Annotated in this window: 10 protein-coding genes; 8 read left to right on the top strand and 2 right to left on the bottom strand. The window is 45.8% G+C overall.

Annotated elements, in window-relative coordinates:
• Positions 1 to 35 precede the first annotated feature (35 nt).
• The 8 genes from AAIR98_RS07765 (at position 36) to AAIR98_RS07730 (ending at position 11619) form a co-directional block, all read left to right on the top strand.
• Positions 36 to 1958: an aconitate hydratase gene (locus AAIR98_RS07765; RefSeq protein ID WP_423971624.1), complete on the top strand. Its 1923-nt coding sequence runs from the start codon at positions 36 to 38 to the stop codon at positions 1956 to 1958.
• 13 nt (positions 1959 to 1971) lie between these two features.
• On the top strand, positions 1972 to 3189 hold the full coding sequence (locus AAIR98_RS07760; RefSeq protein WP_423971623.1) for an NADP-dependent isocitrate dehydrogenase: 1218 nt from the start codon (positions 1972 to 1974) through the stop codon (positions 3187 to 3189).
• A gap of 1 nt (position 3190) precedes the next feature.
• Complete coding sequence (locus tag AAIR98_RS07755) at positions 3191 to 4435, top strand: ATP citrate lyase citrate-binding domain-containing protein (protein ID WP_423971622.1); 1245 nt, start codon at positions 3191 to 3193, stop codon at positions 4433 to 4435.
• A gap of 1 nt (position 4436) precedes the next feature.
• Complete coding sequence (locus AAIR98_RS07750; protein ID WP_423971621.1) at positions 4437 to 6266, top strand: citrate/2-methylcitrate synthase; 1830 nt, start codon at positions 4437 to 4439, stop codon at positions 6264 to 6266.
• A gap of 108 nt (positions 6267 to 6374) precedes the next feature.
• A complete protein-coding gene (locus AAIR98_RS07745) occupies positions 6375 to 8252 on the top strand; it encodes a hypothetical protein (protein ID WP_423971620.1) in 1878 nt (625 codons plus the stop codon).
• Between the two features lie 164 nt (positions 8253 to 8416).
• Positions 8417 to 9256 (top strand): GNAT family N-acetyltransferase, encoded by an 840-nt coding sequence (locus AAIR98_RS07740; RefSeq protein ID WP_423971619.1) that lies wholly within the window; start codon positions 8417 to 8419, stop codon positions 9254 to 9256.
• 77 nt (positions 9257 to 9333) lie between these two features.
• Complete coding sequence (locus tag AAIR98_RS07735) at positions 9334 to 10137, top strand: hypothetical protein (protein ID WP_423971618.1); 804 nt, start codon at positions 9334 to 9336, stop codon at positions 10135 to 10137.
• Positions 10138 to 10419: 282 nt separating this feature from the next.
• Positions 10420 to 11619 carry a glycoside hydrolase family 10-like protein gene (locus AAIR98_RS07730; protein WP_423971617.1) on the top strand — a complete coding sequence of 400 codons (1200 nt, stop codon included), beginning with the start codon at positions 10420 to 10422 and terminating at the stop codon, positions 11617 to 11619.
• On the opposite strand, the gene pbpC is transcribed toward AAIR98_RS07730, so the two are convergent.
• Together pbpC and AAIR98_RS07720 are read right to left on the bottom strand one after the other, a co-directional pair.
• Positions 11620 to 13971, bottom strand: a complete 2352-nt coding sequence (gene pbpC / locus AAIR98_RS07725; protein ID WP_423971616.1) for a penicillin-binding protein 1C — start codon at positions 13969 to 13971, stop codon at positions 11620 to 11622.
• Between the two features lie 45 nt (positions 13972 to 14016).
• Complete coding sequence (locus AAIR98_RS07720) at positions 14017 to 19800, bottom strand: alpha-2-macroglobulin (RefSeq protein WP_423971615.1); 5784 nt, start codon at positions 19798 to 19800, stop codon at positions 14017 to 14019.
• Positions 19801 to 19869: the final 69 nt, after the last annotated feature.

The following is a 19869-nucleotide window of genomic DNA, read 5'->3' as shown; positions in this document are numbered from 1 at the left end:
CAGTACAGTATTACATGCTTTTAGAGGAGAGGTTTATGAACATTGTAGAAAAAGTTCTAAAAAATCACTTAAAAGAAGGAGAGTACGTACCCGGCAAAGAAATAGCAGTAAGAATAGACCAAACACTTACGCAAGACGCAACAGGCACCATGGCCTACCTGCAGTTTGAGGCGCTGGGGCTAAAAGAAATTAAAACAGATTTATCGGTGTCATATGTTGACCACAACACAGTACAAGTGGGCTTTGAAAATAACGATGACCACCTTTACCTTAAAACCATAGCGGAACGCTATGGTATTTTTTATTCCCGCGCGGGCAACGGTATTTGCCACCAGGTACACCTGGAACGCTTTGGCAAGCCGGCCACAACGCTGCTGGGGTCGGACTCGCACACTCCCACAGGCGGCGGCATAGGGCAAATAGCAATAGGCGCCGGCGGGCTGGACGTTGCGGTCGCTATGGGCGGGGGCAATTTTTATCTTACCGCGCCAAAGGTATATAAGGTTAATTTAACTGGCGCCCTGCGCCCGTGGAGCAGCGCAAAAGACGTTGTGCTTGAAATGCTAAAAATACTTGGCACTAAGGGCAATGTGGGCGTTATACTTGAGTACGGCGGCGAGGGCGTGAAAACGCTTTCCGTTCCCCAGCGTGCCGTTATCACAAATATGGGCGCGGAAATGGGCGTAACAACCTCTATTTTCCCCTCAGACGAAGTTACTAAAGAGTTTTTAAAAGCGCAGGGCAGAGAGAAAGACTGGATAGAGTTAACCGCAGACAAAGACTCCGCCTATGAGCGTGAAATAACTATAGACCTTTCCTCTATAGAACCGCTTGCCGCCGCGCCCCACAGCCCCGGCAATATCAAAACAATTAAAGAAATTGAGGGCATGCCTGTTGACCAGGTTTGCATAGGTTCCTGCACCAACTCTTCTTACAGAGACATGATGATGGTGGGGGAAATACTTAAAGGTAAAATAGTAAATGAGGGTGTCAGTCTTGGTATCGCGCCCGGCAGCAGGCAGGTGCTTGAGATGATAGACCGTGACGGCGCCCTTGGCGCCATGATAGCGGCCGGGGCACGTATTATGGAGTCTGCCTGCGGCTTTTGCATAGGCAACCACTTTTCACCCAAAAGCGGCGGCGTAAGCCTGAGAACATCTAACAGAAATTTTGAGGGCCGCAGCGGCACTAAAGACGCGCAGGTTTATTTGGTCTCGCCGGAAATAGCCGCCCTGGCAGCCATTTATGGCAAAGTGGTACTGCCTGAAAATACGGATATTAAGTACCCTAACGTGGCCGAGCCGCAGGAGTTTTTGGTAGATGACCGCATGATTATTAAGCCGGATTCCAAACGTATGGGCCAGACGGAAATTTCCAGGGGCCCTAACATAGGCAAACCGCCTGTTAATGACCCTATGCCAGCCAAACTTAACGGCGAGGTCGCCATTAAAGTGGGCGACAAAATTACCACAGACCATATTATGCCCGCCGGGGCGCGCCTTAAATACAGAAGCAATGTTCCTAAATATGCCGAGTTTGTTTTTGAAAATATAGACAAAACATTCCCGGAGCGTTCGCTTAAAAATAAAGAGGCGGGTATTGCCAATATAATTGTAGCGGGTGACTCTTACGGCCAAGGTTCCAGCCGCGAGCATGCCGCCATGTGCCCAATGTACCTTGGCGTAAAAGCCGTTATAGCCAAAGGGTTTGAGCGTATACACGCGGCCAACCTTATTAACTTTGGCATACTGCCCTTGATATTCGCCAATCCCGCTGATTATGACGATTTACAGCAGGGCGATAAACTGACGGGCGACTTTGCGCCAGCAGTGGCTAAAGGCAAAATTACGCTTACCAACGCCCGCACGGGCAAAAAAATAGAACTGCTTTGCGAGCTTTCCCCCAGACAGCAAGATATTGTTACTGCGGGCGGGCTTTTAAATTACACGGTAAAATAAACAGGAGATTCTTATGGCTAAAATTAAAGTAAAAAACCCGATTGTTGAAATGGACGGCGACGAAATGACCCGCATTATCTGGGCCATGATTAAAGAAAGATTAATAATGCCCTACCTTGATATTGACCTTAAATACTATGACCTTGGCGTAAAACACAGAGACGACACCGACGATAAAGTTACCTTAGACGCGGCCGAGGCCATTGCCACATACGGCGTGGGCGTAAAATGCGCCACCATTACTCCTGATGATGACCGTGTAAATGAATATAAACTTAAGAAAGCTTGGCCCTCGCCAAACGGCCAAATCAGAAGCCACCTTGACGGCACCGTTTTTAGAAAGCCTATTACTGTCAAAAATATTAAACCGGCAGTGCGTTCCTGGAAAAAGCCCATAGTCATAGGCCGTCACGCTTACGGCGATATTTATAAAGCGCAGGAGCTTGTAGTCTCCGCGCCCGGCAAGGCCGAACTGGTGTTTACCACAGCGGCCGACGGCAACCAGGGCGAAACCAGAATTATTGTGCATGAGTTTAAAGGTTCCGGCGTGCTTATGGGTATGCATAATACGGATAATTCTATACGTTCATTTGCCAAGTCTTGCATAAAATACGCGCTTAGCGAGGGGCTGGACCTTTGGTTCGCCGCTAAAGATACCATAAGCAAAAAATATGACACAAGATTTAAAAATATTTTCGCCACAGAGGTTGTGGCCGCTATGGAAGACTTTCAAAAGGCGGGTCTTACCTACCGTTACCTTCTTATAGACGACGCCGTGGCACAGGTTATGAAGCATGAGGGCGGCATACTCTGGGCTATGAAAAACTACGACGGCGACGTGTTTTCAGACATGGTCGCTGCTGGCTTTGGCTCGCTTGGGATGATGACCTCGGTTTTAGTTTCGCCTGACGGTAAATTTGAATATGAGGCCGCGCACGGCACAGTTAAACGCCATTATTACCAGCACCTTGAGGGCAAAGAAACTTCTACCAATTCCGTCGCGTCAATATTCGCCTGGACAGGCGCCATAAGAAAACGCGGCGAGCTGGACGGCACTAAAGACGTTGTAACCTTTGCCAACAAACTTGAAAAGGCGGTGCTTGACTGTATAGAAGACGGGCTGGTAACCAAAGACCTTATACCTCTTATGGATAACCCGCCCAAAAAACCGCTTAACACCACAGAGTTTATAGACGCTGTTGTAAAAAAATTACAGGCGGCAATGAAATAATATGGCAATACGCGGCATTAGAGAGTACGACGGTAAAAAAGTATTGTTTACATACTTAGGAGACGGCGCGAGGGCCAAGGCCCTCGCGTTAGTCACGCCCACAACTAAAGAGCGTGACCTGCTTAAACAAAACCCCTGGCTTACCAAAGCAAAACTGGTTGCCAAGCCGGACCAGCTGTTTGGCAAACGCGGTAAACACGGTCTTTTGTGCGTAGGCAAAAGTTTTAAAGAAACCTGGAAGTGGATACAAGACAGAATGAACAAAAAAGTAACCGTAGGTTCCACCATAGGCACGCTGACGCACTTTTTAATAGAGCCTTTTACCCCGCATAAGGATGAATATTACGCCGCCATAAAAAGCACACGCGAGGGCGACACAATTTACATCTCAAACCAAGGCGGTATTTATGTGGAAGAAAACTGGGATAAAATAAAAGAAACTTTCGTCCCCGTACTTGGTGATATTAATAAAGTTAAGCTCAATATGCCTGACCTTGGCGCCAACAAAACGCAAGTAGAAAACTTTGTAAAAAAACTTTACGGGCTGTACATTGCCGGCGGCTTCAGCTACCTGGAAATTAACCCCTTTACCTTTGATAAAGGCGGCGTAGTGCCGTTGGACTTAGTGGCTAAAGTGGACGATACCTCTTTATTTGAAACAGGTAAACTGTGGGGGGATTTGGAATTCCCCGCCGCCTTCGGCTCGCACACAGAACCTGAGGAAGAGTATATTAAGGAATTGGACGAAAAAACAGGCGCCAGCCTAAAACTTACCATACTTAACCGCAAGGGCAGAGTATGGACAATGGTGGCAGGCGGCGGCGCAAGCGTAATTTACGCCGACACCGTGTGCGACCTGGGCTTTTCTAAAGAACTTGCCAACTACGGCGAGTACTCCGGCGACCCGTCTAAAGAGTTCACATATTTATACGCAAAAACGGTACTTGATTTAGCCACCAAGGAGCGTCACCCAAAAGGTAAGGTGCTTATAATTGGCGGCGGTATAGCCAACTTTACAGACGTGGCCAAAACCTTTGAGGGCATTATACAAGCGCTTGAAGAGTACGCCGCTAAAATAAAAAAGAATAATATAAAAATATTTGTACGCCGCGGCGGCCCTAATTACGAAGAGGGGCTGGCAAATATGCGCCGCGCGGGTGAGCGGCTGGGGCTGAACATAGAAGTATTTGGGCCAGATACGCACATTACGCGCATAGTATCGCTCGCGCTTGAGGGGGGCAAATAATATGAAACCTGAATTATTTACTAAAGATACTACGGCCATAATTTACGGCAACCAACAAAAAGCCGTGCAGCGCATGCTGGACTTTGACTATGTGTGCGGCCGAAAAACTCCGTCTGTAGCGGCTATTATTGACCCCGGTAAAAACAGCGTGCACAAGTTTTTCTTTGGCAAAAAAGAAGTGCTTGTGCCGTCCTTCGCCACCTTAGCGGCGGCGGTAAAAAAGTTTACTAAGGCGGACGTGGTAATAAATTTTTCGTCTTTTAGAAGCGCTTACAAAACTTCTGTAGAGGCGCTTAACGCCAAAACAATTAACACCGTTGTCATCATAGCCGAGGGCATGCCCGAACGCCGCGCGCGTGAAATAGCGGCCATGGCTAAGCAAATGAACAAAATGGTTATAGGCCCGGCCACCGTGGGCGGCATAAAAGCTGGTTGCTTTAAAATAGGCAATACGGCGGGCACTATAGATAATATAGTTATGTCAAAACTTAACAGGCCGGGCAGCGTGGGCTTTGTATCAAAATCAGGCGGTTTGTCTAACGAATGTTACAATATTATTTCCCGCAATACCGACGGCCTGTACGAGGGCATTGCCATAGGCGGCGACGCTTACCCAGGCTCAACTTTGCTTGACCATATTTTACGCTACGAGGCTATACCGCAGGTTAAAATGATAGCGTCACTCGGTGAGATTGGCGGCACGGAAGAGCTGCGTATTGTAGAAGCTTTAAAGGCGGGCAAAATTAAAAAGCCGCTTGTCATATGGGTGACGGGGACCTGCGCCAAGATGTTTCCCAGCGGCGTGCAGTTTGGCCACGCCGGCGCCAAGGCGGACAACTCGCTTGAAACGGCCGAGGCTAAAAATGAAGCCTTGCGTAAAGCGGGCGCCATAGTGCCAAACTCTTTTGACGAGTACGATAAACTTGTAAAAGAAACCTACAACAAACTTGTTAAAAAAGGCGTTATTAAGCCTGCGGCAGAAGTTCCCGCGCCAACAGTGCCTGAGGATTTTGCGGTTGCCTTAAAAGCGGGCAAAATACGCAAGTCAACTTCTTTTATCAGCACAATATCTAACGATAAAAAAGAAGAATTAGAATATAATAATGTCAAAATAACCAAGGTTATAGGTGACGACATGGGCATAGGCGGCGTAATAGGCCTGCTGTGGTTTAAAAAAGCTTTGCCCAAATTCGCCAGGCAGTATATTGAACTTGCCATAATGCTGTGCGCGGACCACGGGCCCGCCGTGTCTGGCGCGCATAACTCTATAGTGGCGGCAAGGGCGGGCAAGGATATTATATCCTCACTAGTTTCAGGCCTGCTTACAATAGGTCCGCGCTTTGGCGGCGCGATAGACGGCGCGGCGCAAAACTTTAAACGCGCGGTTGAGGCCGGGCTTACGCCTGAGCAGTTTGTTAAAGAAATGAAAGATAAAAACACCGCTATCCCGGGCATAGGCCACAGAGTAAAAAGCGTGACCAACCCCGATATGCGTGTAACGCTGCTTAAAAACTTTGTGCGTAAGAATTTTAAAAAGTCGCCTACGCTGGACTTTGCGCTTGAGGTGGAAAAGCTGACCACGCAAAAAAAGAATAATCTTATTTTAAACGTGGACGGCTGCATAGGCGTGTGTTTTGTTGACCTGTTAAAAAACTGTAAAGAGTTTAACGCCGAGGAGGCCGACCAGGTTATAGAGCTGGGCTGCCTTAACGCCTTGTTTGTGGTGGCCAGGTCAATAGGGCTGTTCGGCCATATATTTGACCAGAAACGGCTGAAACAGGGCCTGTACCGTGTACCCTACGAAGATATAGCGTACATGACAGAAGATTAAAAAATCCCCCGCTAAGGCGGGGGATTTTTTGCATAGGCCAAAAGACCTACACGCGCTTAGGCCTTTAGACCCTTTTTTACAACGGTATAAATAAATAAACTTTAGTATATGAAAAAATTACTTTTAACAATTTTATGCGCTTTAACCGCTGTTTCTATTTTTTCGCAAACGCTTGAGCAGCGTTACCAGGCTAAAAAGAAAAAACGCAGCTTTTCCGTTTCTGTGGAGGCTTCGCAAACATTCAATATCCCCAACGTGGCCGAGGAGCGCTATTATGCCGAAGGGGCGGAAACCGATATGTTTTGGGCGTTGCAAGAACTTAGAGCCGGCGGCACTCTTGCCAACGCGCCGTATATGGACAGAATGGGGTTTGTTACACGCATGACCGAAACCGTTACCGGAGAGAGTGAAGACGGCAGTATGACATGGTCTTTTAGAACAAATAAATACAGTAAAGAAGCTTGGAAAAAGGTAGCCGCAGAATTTAAAAATGTTAAAGGCCCCCAGTACTACAATAGCATGTCCTCGTTATCTTCACAAGATTTAGACCTTATATTGCAAATAGCTAACCGTCTTGAAGTTGTGCTTGACTATGATAAAGTAAAAAACGCCGCTTTAACGGCCGACCTTTTCAGCGTTAAAAACGGCGACAGGGCGGGGCTAAGGCAAGCTGTTAAAAATATATCGGACTATCATAAAGACGATTACAAATTTTTAAGTTTCTTTTCCGCGTTGGAAGACAGTATGTATGATATTGTGTATAGAGACGGCCCGCAGAAAGGTAAAGATTCTTACGACGTTTTTGGCGTTATAGATAAAGTACAGCTTATCGGTGAGGGGTCCCATTACGTGTGCCGCCACATAACGCGTTTTACGCAAGAGCTTATTATGGAAAGCGGCAGGTTTAAAAATATTTATATACACGGCCGCTCTAACCATACCGAAACTTTGGTAAAAATGAATGACGGTAATATTAACAATCTTTCCACCGCTACCTTACGCACCCCTTACCTTAACATGGCCGCCACGTATGACGCCAGGGGCCAGCAGCACATAACCAACTATATATATGACAACAAAGGCAAGCCTTTAATGTATTTTGAAAGCGAGTTCGGCCAATTGGTAAGACGCGCTTTTAATCATGACGAATACGACCCGTTGTCCTGCGGACAGGTGCCCAACAACATGGTTGTACGCGTGAATAACGCGGCGCTGCTGGTTGGTAAAACCAATGGATCGGAATTGGACACATATATTTTTGTGCTGGACGCTAAAAAAGCCGGTAAAAATTATTCCTACACAGCGGGCGGCTTTGCCGCTTACACCAAAAACGCCCAGGCGCAGACAGGGCGCAGCGCGGGTGTAAAATTAAGCGGCAGTTACAAAACGCCCGACATAAAATTTAACGATAAATTTAAAGCCGGGGTAGAAGCGCGTGGCGAGGGGATGTTTCAGGCAGGTAAAATTTTAGACGGCGAACAAGACCTTACTGACGCTAATATGATGGTTGAAATCAAACCTGTGGCCGAAATAGCAAACGTATGCGGCGGCAAGCTGGGCCTGGAGATTGCGGGCCAGTTTTACCCCGGGGTTAAAGACGTCGCCATTCAGGATAATGTTAACACCGTTGCGCTAAACTCTGCCTGGGCGGGCGCGAACTATGAGACCGAAAAAAATAATACCAAATTGTTTTCCAAGCTTATTGTAGGCACCGTGGCCAGGAGCGCTTTTGTACACGGCAGCGCGGGCGCGCAAAAAAAGCTGGATAATGATGACGAACTGTTGGTTATGATAGGCTACGTCAGCCCGGTTGGCAAATATGACCCTATTTTAGACCCTGTGGGCAAAGTATACGGCAAAGCAAGCTATAACAGTAAAAAGATTGAAGTAGACCTTGGCCTTTACAGAAACCTTGTTTTTTATGACACTATAAACAAGCCAAATAAGCTGCCGCAAATTACTATTTCTTCAAGATTTAATTTCTAGTTAACCATCCCCCCGCTTAGTGGGGGGATGGTTTTTTAACCTAATTAATACAGGCTGCTATTAACCGCTAAAAATGGGTATTTTATTTGATTGACTTCCACCATTTTATTCAATAGAATACCAGCATAAGACAGTTATTATAATAATCATTTAAAAGGGTTTATATGAGGATACAAACATTAGCCGATACTAGTATTGTAACCGTGCTTAATACTTTTAACGAGGCTTTTTCCGACTATGTTGTGCCTATGTGCGTGTCGCAGGAGCAGCTGGAGCAGCGCATTGTGGGCGACAGTATTGATTTTAATCTTTCCGCGGGCGCTTTTATTGAGGGCGAACTGGCGGGCTTTGTGCTGTTTGGCTTTGATATTATAAACGGTAATAAAGTTGCTTATAACGCTGTAACGGGCGTTATTCCAAGCGCCAGGGGCCAGCGGTTAACCACGCAGATTTATGAGCATATGATGCCGGTTTTAAGAACCTCCGGCGTTAAAAAAATAATGCTTGAAGTAATATCAACCAACGGCGCGGCAATCAAAATTTATAATGACCTCGGTTTTGGCACGGTAAGAAAACTGCTTTGTTATAAAGGCGTTTTAAATGTGGCTGGCCCGCACAACCTATATACCGTGGCAGAATTTGATAAGCACGACTGGACGCAGTTAAAATCTTTTTGGGATTGGGCACCATCATGGCAAAACAGCGTGACCTCGGTAGAAAAATCCAGAGATAATAATATTTTTGTGGGGGTGTACGACGGGGACGCATTGATAGGCTACTTGGTTTATAACAAAGTAATGCGCCGCGTTAACCAGTTTGCCGTTGACAAAGGCTACCGTAACAAAGGCGCGGCGGCGCTGCTGCTTAACTATATTAAAGATAATTATTCGCCTGAAATATCAATAACAAATGTAGACGGGGATTCTTGGAATACGGCTGAATTTTTACTGCATATGGGGCTGGAGGAATATGTAACCCAGCAGGAAATGAGCTTGCATTTATAAAAAATTAGGGTAATAACTGTAAGAAGTAAAAATTATAAAATATTTTACCGCCCGGTAAAATTTTGTATAATAAAAATATGAAAAAAATGTTACTTTTTGCCGTTGCTGGCGCGTTAATTTTGGTTGTGGGTTTTTTTGTATTTTCAACAGTTATGTTTGTGTATGTTGAGAATAAATTTAAACCTATCACACCAATAGGCACCATATATAATACCGCCACCTACCCCGATAAACGTTTTGACACTGTTCTTATGGTGCACCAGGTTAACAGCCCCCGCCGCGCCGCTTTTAAAGAGAAAACATTTAACGGCTTTGAGCTGGATATTATTACTGACGGAAACGGCAAGGTTTCTGTGGCGCATGACGACAGGCAGCTAAAGCACGACTACAAGCTGGAAGATATTTTTGCCGCTATGCAAGAGCCGCAAACACATTTATTTTGGTTCGACGTAAAAAATGAATTAACACAGCAGGATATAGACGCTATTTTGGCCGCCGCCGCTAAGTTTAACATACCCAAAAGCAATATGCTTTTTGAACGTACCGGCGGTGAAACATTAACCTTGCTTAACAAAAACGGTCTGCTTACCATGTACCAGATAATAGACTCTTTTGACAAAGACGGCGGAGACCCCGCCCGCAGAGAAGAAATTAACGCCGAGATGCAGGCCGAAATTGAAAAGTATAAACCCTTTGCCATTGTAGCCAGCTTGGGTAAATACCCTTACCTTAGAACATATTTTCCTAATATGAAAAAGGCTATACACTACAGCACCACCAAACGCCCCAGTATTAAAAAAATACTTATAGAGCGTAAAATGTTAAAAGACCCGAAAGCGGAGTTTTTTATGGTGGATGAGTACACCTACATTCCTTTGTAGCTTGTGGCTTCTATTCCTTATTGCACGGCATGCTAAGCTTCCAATTTTGGCGGATTTTGAATTTTTTCCAACCTCACCGTACAATTAAGTACTTGGTCGGCCGGAAGAAAATTCAAAATCCGCCAAAATTGGAAGCGACGTATAAATGAAGATTCTACACACTTCCGTTGTGGTTGCTATAGTGGCATAATTATTTACTATTACTTCTGTTCTAAAGGGCCTATGCATAAAATAGGTCTAAAGGCCCTTTCGTCCTGCATTATATAAACATAAAATTTTAGTATGAAAAAATATTTAATATTAATTTTAATGCTTTTATCTTTTATTCCCGCCAACGCCAAGCTTGTGCATAACGCCGCGTGGGTCACGCTGCTTACCAATATTGACTGGCCTACCAAAACTGGCCTAAGCGTAGAAGCGCAAAAAGCGGAGTTTATAAAAATACTTGATACCTTGCAGGCCACAGGCATAAGCACGGTAGTCTTACAGGTGCGCCCGTGTGCCGACAGAATATGGGAGTCAAAACTACCGGACGCCGAACCTTGGAGCCGCTACCTCACAGGCACCCAGGGCAAACACCCCGGTTACGACCCGTTAAAATTTGCCATAGATGAAGCGCACAAAAGGGGCATGGAACTGCACGCTTCATTCAATCCTTTTAGAGTTGGCACAGACAAAAAAGCGCCGCTCGCGGACGGCCACCCCGCCAAAAAAGCAGGCTGGTCAGTTATCTACGGCGACCAAATTTTTTATGACCCTGCCATAGACGCTGTAAGAGCGCACAGCGTTAAAGTAATAAACGAAGTTATACAAAATTACAATATAGACGCCGTGCACTTAGACGACTATTTTTATCCGTACCCTGTTAATGACCCTGCCACAAAAAAGGTATTGCCCTTTAACGATAAATACGGCGGCAAAAGAGACGCAGCCACAGATAATTTAAGACGTTCCCACATGACCTCATTTGTAAAAAGCCTTAAAGCCGCTATCGATACGCAAAACGCCAAAAAAACGACGGGCAAACCCAGAATACAGTTTGGCATAAGCCCCTTTGCCATTTGGAAAAACGGTACGGACCACCCCACCGGCAAAAACACTTTTGCCAGCTATGACGGCATGTTCGCTGATACAAAACTTTGGATAGAAAGCGGCCTGTTAGATTATGTTACCCCGCAAATATATTGGCACCACGCGCACAAAGCGGTTGATTTCCCCGCGGTGCTTAAATGGTGGGAAAATCTTATTAAGGCGCACAACGCCAAAGGCGGTAAAAAAGTTTCGCTTTACATCGGCTTAGCGGGGTTTAGGCACGGTACTGAAACCTGGGGCGGAAGCAAGCAGGAAATAGGCACCCAAATCGACAGGTGCAAAAATTCCCCTACGGTAGACGGCTGTATGATTTACAGCACCAAGCAACTTATGGACACAACCAATACACTCAGGCAAGAGGTGCGCACACGCTTTAAACCGTTAAAATAATTAGTTAATATCGGCACTAACCGATATTGTTACCATACTTTGAGCAGAGCGGCCCATATCATCAACAGCTTTTACGGTGAATGTGCCGCTTTTTGGTTTTATAAATAGGGTCTGGTTTTCTTTAGACTCGCCCATAAACTGCCCGCCCACAAACCAAAATACTTTACCTGCGTCGGCGTCAAGGTCCGCTTTTAGCGGGATAATAGGTTTATCGCTTTCATTGTCTTTGTATGTATAAATAACATCTTTCGTAGGCAGCAGAATTTCCGGCGCGTTGCCGGAGGCAGCCGCTTCCTCTATAGTGCAGCCCGATAAGTAGCGGGGCACGGCGCGGCGTATTATGCCCGCCTCTTTAAAAAGTGTTTCAATTTCAGATGGCCAAAACTCATATACTTCCGCCTTAGTGGTCACCGGGTCGTAGCGGCAGGCGCGCAGGCCGGTGGCTTTATCTATCAATATTTCTCTATGTATGTCAGATACTTTTATTGGGGAAACGCCCGGGATAAAATAGGATTTAAACGTGGCGGGGCAGTATTTTCCGGGCAAGTCCCCCGTGCCTTTGCATACGTCAACCTGCGTTATTTTTAGGCCGTCGGCGCTCAAAGGGCGGTAGTTAAAGCCGGGCTTATTTTTCTCCACGGTTTTTACTATGTCAAAAAATAAAGGTAATGCCGCCTGGCGGCCAAGAAAATAGTTGTTGCCCTCTCCGCTAAAATTGCCCGCCCATACCACAAGCGCGTAATCTTCAAATACTCCCGCAGTCCAGGCATCTTTGTAAGATGATGAAGTGCCTGTCTTAAAATAAACGGGAAAGTCTTTGCTCACGCTAAGCCTTAGTTTTTTATACGGGCGGGTATTGTTTTTTAACATATCCAGCGCGATAAAAGCAGCCTCCGGCGTTAGCAGTTGTTTGGGTTTGGAAGGGGGGGCGGTTTTGGTAAATTTAGGCTCACGGTACTCACCTTTATTGGCAAGGGCGGCGTAAAGGGCGGAAAGTTCTAAGGGCGATATTTCAAACGTACCCAGCGCAAGCCCCGTTGAATAATAATTACCGTTCTTCAGGCCCTTTACGCCGCCATCACGCAAGGTGTTAACAAAGTTATCATACCCGGTTTGCCTCAGCAGTTCTATGGCAGGTATATTGCGCGAGCGTGTAAGCGCGTCGGCAGCCAGTATCGGGCCCGCAAACATACGGTCGGAGTTTTCCGGCGAGTAAATGCCAAAACTTTTTTTAGTGTCTTTTAGTAATGTAGCCGGGTGTATGATGCCTTGTTCAAGCGCCTGCGCGTAAATATATGTTTTAAGCGTGGACCCTGCCAAACGCTGCGCGGCAAAACCGTTTACCTGACCCGCTATCTCGTCGTTCCAAAAATCGGCCGAGCCTACGGCCGCTTCCACTTGCATAGTTTTATAATTAAGCAGTACCACACTGGCATTTTTAAGGCCATGCGCTTTACTGCGTGATATAAACAGTTTTACGTCGTTTTCCAGCAATTGCTGCGTAGGCAGGTTTATGGTGGTAAACACCTCGGGCGTGTGCTCGCGCTGTAATAAATAATTAATAACATGCGGCACTAAAAACGGCAGAGTAGCCGGTGTTTTTACGGCCATGGGCATATTGAAAAAAGACTCAAGTTTTTTATCTTGCGGGTACTTTTTTATCCATTTGTTAAACAGTTTGTTGCGTGCCGCCTGCATGTTGGCAAAACCGTTTTTTAGGGCGGGGTTGCGTTTGTTTGGATTTTGGGGGATAACGGTGAGTGTTAGCGTTTGCAGTAAAGTAGAGTCCTGCACTCTGGTGCCAAAATATATTAAGCTGGCCGCGCCCACGCCCTCAATATTGTAGGAATAGGGCGCAAGGTTAAAGTAAGTTTCAAGTATTTGCTTTTTGGTATATCTAAACTCCAGCCACAGGGCGCAGAAAATTTGTTTTATTTTGCCGGGTATTAAAGTTGTATCCAGGTTGTAAACCATGCGGGCGGTTTGCATTGTTATGGTGCTGGCGCCCATACGGCGGGATTTTTTAATATAGGTTGTAAAAAAGCTTCTGGCCAGCGCCAGCGGGTTAACGCCGTAGTGCAGGTAGTACCACTTATCCTCATACATCATAAGCGCATGGCGCATATCGGCGGGGATATCCTTGTACGGCACAAACAGGCGGTATTTATCGTCGTGCGACAGTGTAAGGCGCAGCAGTGTGCCGTCGTCAGCGTAAAAAGCTTGTGAGAATGTGTAGCGTGAAAGCGGCGTTTTGCCGGAAAATAAATTAAAAATATTCGCGCTTTGGCTAAGCAGTATTATAAGCAGTAATAGCGCCGAAAGCAAAACGTAAATATTTTTAATTTTTCTCATGGGGTTATACGAACGGGGCACGCGTTGCCGCGTGCCCCGTAAATGTTAGTTAGCGGGTTTTACGGTTAATTTGCCGGCGGCAACATTACCGTAAATCTCTTTATCATACATGGCGACGGCGTGCAGCATAGGCACCGTGTAATCGCCGGAGGCTATTACTTTAACCTTATATCTTATTTCAGATATATTTTTATTAGCGCTTGTGTAAATTAAAGCGCGGTCTTCTCTTATGTCATAGTAATCTGTGTTGCCGGTAAGCGAGCCTGATACTATTTCAAACGCGCCGGGCAGTAAGTCCGTTATGGCAATATTGCTGGCGTATTCTGTTGTGCCGCTGGTTTTTATTTTTATGCTTACCGTAATGTCCTGGCCTACAGTAATATCTTTAGCGGGGTTGCCCTGCTCGTCCAGATATTCACGCACTATATCAAGGCCTTTAGACAGCGACTCATCAGCCGGTTTTTTGTCAAAACCCTGCGTGGTGAGTATGTAGTACAGGCCAAGCGGGCCAAGTTCGCTGTCCTCAATTGTAAGAGCGTTAATCTTAGCGTTAAGGTCCGCTTTCGGGAAGCCGTCTTTGGTAAGAGCGATATTTTCTTTTTCTTTACCTGTAACGCCGCTTAATTTTATTTTAGCGTCGTTATCCGCCGTGGCTTCTGAGTAAGCGGTTAAGGCCATAATGGTGTTGGCGCCTGAGAGCGTGTTGTAGTTATTTTCTATCACGGCGCTTACTAACGCTTTTATTATGCCTGAGTTTTTACTAAGCAGTTCCGGGAAGTGCTTGCCAACCAGGTACATATATTTGGCGTTGCGTATAGAAGAACTGTCGTAGTCTGAATAGAAAATATATTTTGTGCCCTCAGGCTTGAAGGAGTTAATTATATTTTTAGCTTTGGCCTCGTCTTTAAGTAAAGCGTAAGACGCGGCTATGTACGCGCCCGTCAGCGTTTCCTGCCAGTTCTTTTGGTTTTTGCCAAGGTACTCCTCTGTGCGTAAGAGGTAGTTGGTAACAACTTTACCGTTTCTGGCAAGCAGGTAGTTGGAGTAGGCAATAGCCTCGGCATTGGCGGCGGAGGTAGGATATTTGCTGGCGTAGTCGTCCAAGCGGCTAAGGCCTTTGCTAAGCAGGTTAGCGTCCACATTGTAGCCAAGCGCTTTAGCGTCAGTTAACATGTGCATGGTGTAAATGGTAACTGTTTGGTTCTCGCTGTTAGACGTGTCCCACACGCCAAAACCGCCGTAGTTAAGCTGGCGTTTTTTAAGGCGTTCCTGCACAATAGCAAAGCTTTGCTCGGTAGCTTTTCTGTCTACAATATTATTTTGCGCCAAGGCCAAGAACGGGAACACTTGGCTTGTAATTTGCTCCGTACAGCCGTGCGGGTATTGCCTGAAATAATTGGCAAGACCTTTGGCCACTACCAGCGGACTGTTTGATATATAAATATTACGTTCCGCGCCAAAGTCGTACATATCACGCTGGAAGTTATTTATTTGCGACGGTGTTTTAGTTACGTTATCCGTTTTAAGCACGGTAGCGTAAACACTTGCGGGGCGCACGCTGAGCGTGGCGTCGGCCGAGATAATGTCCTTAGGGTTTTGGTGCGTGGCTGTGTAAGTAAGCGTGGCGGAACCAAGGTTATCTAGGGCGCGTACTTTAAACCTAACAGTCTCTGAGCTGCCGTAAGGTATTGTTAAATCAAGCATTTTGTCGCCAAGTATCTCAAGGTGTTTAGATACGCTAAGCGCAATGGTTATCTTGCCATCCGCAGAATCTTTTTTGTTATTAGATACTCTTATGTTAGCGTCAAACACGTCACCCGGCGCGGCTGTAAACGGGTTGCCGGGCATAAGTATAACAGGCGCGCGTGATACCGTGGCCGTACTGGCCGCGCCCGCCGCGCCGCTGCTGGCGGCAACCGCCATTACTTTAAGCTCGCCGTTAAAATATGACGGTACTTTATATTTGTATGTGCGGGTGGTGCTGTCTGCCGTCATAACGCCGGACCAAAACACTACGGGCTTATCGCGCTTTCTGGCAAAGGGGTTAAGGCCGGTGTCTAGCATTTCTTTGCTGTAGGCCAGTTCTTCATCATCGCCGCCTGTGGCGCTGATGGCTTTAACCATTTTAAAGTCTGGCAGTATAAGGTCAATAATCTGGCGTGTTTTTACTTCTAACGCCATCTTTTTAAAGAAGTGGTTTAAAGGCTGCGGCAGCCTGTAGCCAGCCACCTGTAAAATACCCTCATTAACGCCGTACACAACTATTTTGGACGGTTTGTCTGTAGAGTATTTAACCTCCAGCTCGTCGCCGGGTTTAACCAGCGTTGGGGCGTCAAGGTTAATTTTAACTATCCTTTTATTTCTGGTTACGTAAAACGGTATTACGGCGTAAGAGTGCGGCGCGGCAAAAATTTCTTTAGAGTCAATGTCTCTGATAAAAGAAATATTTACGTATCCGTTGCCCTCAAAATCCGCCGGTACTCTTATACTTTGCTGTGAGCTGGTGGAAGTTGTGGTAAACCATTTTTGCGCGAACACTTTTTCACGCTCGATAGTAATAAGGCCCGAGCCTGTGTAAGGCGTGATAATATTAAGCGTAATATCGCTGCCCGGTTCTACCTCTTCACGTTCTATTGTTACCAGCAGTTCGGCATCCTTTTCAAGCGAGTACGTTAAGTTGGCGCTGCCCGCTACAAAGAAGTTTACTTTGCTTAGTTTTTGGTTAAACTCGTCGTACACTTCTAAAATATATTTGCCGGGCTCATTGGTGGGCAAAGTAACCGCCGCGCCTTTTGCGCTTACGTTAAGCGTGCCTGTACCAACCTCAACCTCTTTGGTAATTGACTGGTATTTATAGGTGCCGTTGTACTGCTTAATTAATGTGGAAACATACTGCACCTGTATTGTTTTTGTTTTAAGTTTAGACAGTTCAATTTGGTTAAGGTCAGCGTCCACAGCTACAAAATCTACGGTAGCTTTAGAATCTCTTTTTAAATAATTTAAGTTTGCCGTACTCTTAGAGCCAAGCAAATAGCGGTTGGGGGAAATTAACATAGCGTCAGAGCTGTACACGCTGGCGCCGCTTTCTTGCTCAAAGCCCTCGGCGTTAAGCGTAATGCGGTATGTGCCGCCCGCGTAGTCTTTAAGGTTAATATCTTTTTTGACGGTGCCCTTTTCGTCGGCAGTTGTGTCAAATAGAGATATTTTGCCGCTTTGCGGCGCGGCGTTAACCGTTCTGTAAGGGTCGTTAAAAGTGTAGTCTTTATATTTGTTGAAATAAAAGCCCACGGGGTTAATACTGAGGTCTGCCTTTATGCGATTGCCGGCGGCCGGGGTGCCAAAAAGGTTTTCCAGCTTTACCTGCGCCGTTAAACCCTCTAAAGGCTGCCAGCCCTTTTTATCGCCGCCTAAAATTTGCGTTGTTATGCGCAGTTTATCTTCCTGAAATTCTTCCACACGGAAGCTGGTGTTGCCAAGTGACACCGGGCGTTTTGCGTTGGTAACATCGTAAAAATAAGCGTAGTACGTGCCTGTGGGTGAGCTGGGCTCTGTAGCAATAGTAAAGTCCGCAAAGCCTTCCGCGTTTAAGCTTACCATGCGCTCAAAAATATTTTTTGATTTGGCGTCTGTCACCGTTATTTTTACGGGTACGCCCGCTAAGGACTTCCAGTCCGGCGTTTTTACTATGGCGCCTATATTTATACTGTCGCCGGGGCGGTAAATGCCGCGGTCTGTAAATAAGAAAGCGCTGAGGCCCTTTTCTTTATAAGAAGAATAGTACACGCCGGAGGTGTCAAAGCGGGAATAGTTGACGCTGCGGTCATAGGAATCCACAGGCATAAAAGATACGTCGCCGCCAAGCGTGGCTACAAAAGCTACGGGTTCTTTTTCATCATCAAATAAGCCCAAAGAGGGGAAGTCAACGTAGCCTTGTTCGCCGGTGTATTTTTTAAATAAAGGCAGGCCGTTGCGCCCTATAACTTCCACCTGCGCCCCTGCTACAGGCGCGCCTGTGGTAATATTCATGACGTAAGTTCTGATATTGCCGTCTATATCTTTTTTGGTAAGTAAACCTAAGTTTGTTACAAGCAAAAACCTGTTGAAAGAGCTTGTCATTGTATTTTGTGTTTTGGGATTGTATCCGTAAGCTTTTATAAGGAACAGGCCTGTTTTACCTGTTTTTAAAAACTTATCCATATTGAGCGAGGAATAGTCCGCCTTGTTTTGGCTTTTGTTTATAGATATAAAATCCATAAACATTTCAGAGATATCGTTCTCGTTAAAGTAATAAGAGTTTTTAAAGTACGGGTCTTGAAAATTGCCGCCTGTTTGTGATACAAAATGGTTTATTTTACCCGGCAGCACACGGGCGATTTCTACATTTATACCGTCCACGCCGCGGCTGACAAATGACAACTGCTTGCTGCCGCTAAGCGCCAGCAAACTGCCCGCGCCAACAATTTTAACTTCTTTGGGGTACGACGGCAGCCTTGTAATAATAGAGTTAATATCTTTAATTTTAAAACCGCTGGATGAGGTAAGCGGCGCGTCCACCCTTACATAAAGGTAGCGGGTGTAGTAGGAATCATTGTCGGGCACGTGGTAGCGGAAAGTGTGCAGTTTGTCATACTTGGCGGATGTTGGCAAAGCTTCCAGTTTAACTTCTTGTAACTGGGCAAGTATGGCGGGCGTGATGTCGGCGGGTATCCAGTCGTCATAGGACCTGTAGGAGCCCACGGCAACAATTTTGCGGCAAATTTGCTGGCCCACCGTGCATTCGTTCTCGCCGTCGCAGTCTTCTTGTGTGAGGTTAACGCAGGCGGTTTCTGTTTCCTGTTTGTCGGCCGGTTTGCGGTTTTTTTTATTTTTGTTTGTTACGGGTAAAAGGTAGGCTTTTACTTTGCCTTTTATAGCGTCTTCACTCACAGCGTCTGTAAAGTTAACAAAAAGTACTTGCTGCGGGTCGTCTTTAGCGTCGCGCACTATGTCTGATGAAACGCCTTCTAAACGGAAAAATTTGGAGCTGGAAGGTATGTCTAAAGTTTTTTCTATGGCGTCAGCTGTACTTAATTTGCTAAGCGCCAATACGGCAAGCTGGGGCGCCTCCGTTATTTTAACAGGTACCGATACTATGCTTGCCGCTCTTTTAAATTCGTCATAAACTATTTCGTAAGCAAGGTCTTTTTTGTCCAGTTTTAGTGATATTGTTTTTTCAAATTCCTCAGGTATTACGGGGTAGGAAAAGTTGAGCTCTGCAAGTACTTTATATATTTTAGGGTCCGTAGGGTCCTGGTACAGGCGGTAGGATTTAATTGTTCTTGTAAAAGCGGGAGTGTTAAAAGTAAACTCGTATTTGTCCAGTTTTAACGGGTTTTCTTTTTCAGATGTATTTACAATTTCTTTAGGTAATTTTACCGTATATTTTTGGTTTGCCGTCCAGTCTTTTTGCGGGGTGAACCTAAGGCTGCGGCTGCCGGCCCACTTCCACTCGCCTTGAAGGGCGGGGGTTGTAGATATTTTAGCTAAATTTTTATTATCTTTTTCTGACTGGAAGGATATGTCAGCATTAAAATTTATATATAAATTATCCGGCTTGCCCATGGTTTGTTTACCGTCGGAATCAGTATAAACTCTGGTGGGGTTTAAGGATGAAACCGTGTATGATACTGTAAAGGGTTGCGGTTTGGGCGCTTTAGTGGTTTTGGGCATGGAATTTAATATTACTTTAAGCACCGTACTGGCGGCTATTAAAACTAAAATTAAAATTATGGCGTAAACCATAGGGGTTTTTTTAATACTGGCTTTTAAGTTCTGGACGATTTTGTTCATGCGGCACTCCGGTTTTATGGATATATGACATTATTATTACAGCATTTTTTAGCCCTGTTGCCAAATAAT

Source organism: Elusimicrobium simillimum, assembly GCF_049639735.1.
Lineage (GTDB): Bacteria > Elusimicrobiota > Elusimicrobia > Elusimicrobiales > Elusimicrobiaceae > Elusimicrobium > Elusimicrobium simillimum.
The sequence above is the reverse complement of the archived record's forward strand: the minus strand, read 5'-3'. Positions and strand labels throughout refer to the sequence as shown.

Excerpts from the sequence above, each read along its gene's own strand:
- AAIR98_RS07750 (WP_423971621.1), top strand. The coding sequence starts at position 4,437 with ATGAAACCTGAATTATTTACTAAAGATACTACGGCCATAATTTACGGC.
- AAIR98_RS07740 (WP_423971619.1), top strand. The coding sequence starts at position 8,417 with ATGAGGATACAAACATTAGCCGATACTAGTATTGTAACCGTGCTTAAT.
- AAIR98_RS07765 (WP_423971624.1), top strand. The coding sequence starts at position 36 with ATGAACATTGTAGAAAAAGTTCTAAAAAATCACTTAAAAGAAGGAGAG.
- AAIR98_RS07730 (WP_423971617.1), top strand. The coding sequence starts at position 10,420 with ATGAAAAAATATTTAATATTAATTTTAATGCTTTTATCTTTTATTCCC.
- pbpC (WP_423971616.1), bottom strand. The coding sequence starts at position 13,971 with ATGAGAAAAATTAAAAATATTTACGTTTTGCTTTCGGCGCTATTACTG.
- AAIR98_RS07745 (WP_423971620.1), top strand. The coding sequence starts at position 6,375 with ATGAAAAAATTACTTTTAACAATTTTATGCGCTTTAACCGCTGTTTCT.
- AAIR98_RS07760 (WP_423971623.1), top strand. The coding sequence starts at position 1,972 with ATGGCTAAAATTAAAGTAAAAAACCCGATTGTTGAAATGGACGGCGAC.
- AAIR98_RS07720 (WP_423971615.1), bottom strand. The coding sequence starts at position 19,800 with ATGAACAAAATCGTCCAGAACTTAAAAGCCAGTATTAAAAAAACCCCT.
- AAIR98_RS07735 (WP_423971618.1), top strand. The coding sequence starts at position 9,334 with ATGAAAAAAATGTTACTTTTTGCCGTTGCTGGCGCGTTAATTTTGGTT.
- AAIR98_RS07755 (WP_423971622.1), top strand. The coding sequence starts at position 3,191 with ATGGCAATACGCGGCATTAGAGAGTACGACGGTAAAAAAGTATTGTTT.